Raw genomic sequence first — 207 nt, 5'->3', positions numbered from 1 at the left:
AGACATTATGCGGTATTAGCAGTCGTTTCCAACTGTTGTCCCCCACCTCAAGGCATGTTCCCAAGCATTACTCACCCGTCCGCCGCTCGACGCCAGAGTAGCAAGCTACTCTTCGTTTCCGCTCGACTTGCATGTGTTAGGCCTGCCGCCAGCGTTCAATCTGAGCCATGATCAAACTCTTCAATTAAAAAGTTTTTATGTTCCGAA

Annotated in this window: 1 rRNA gene; it reads right to left on the bottom strand. The window is 49.3% G+C overall.

Annotated elements, in window-relative coordinates:
* Positions 1 to 187, bottom strand: a 16S ribosomal RNA gene (locus tag AN391_RS20285); the annotation flags it as partial.
* Positions 188 to 207: the final 20 nt, after the last annotated feature.

The organism is Pseudoalteromonas sp. P1-13-1a, assembly GCF_001401875.1.
Classification (GTDB): Bacteria; Pseudomonadota; Gammaproteobacteria; order Enterobacterales; family Alteromonadaceae; genus Pseudoalteromonas.
The sequence above is the reverse complement of the archived record's forward strand: the minus strand, read 5'-3'. Positions and strand labels throughout refer to the sequence as shown.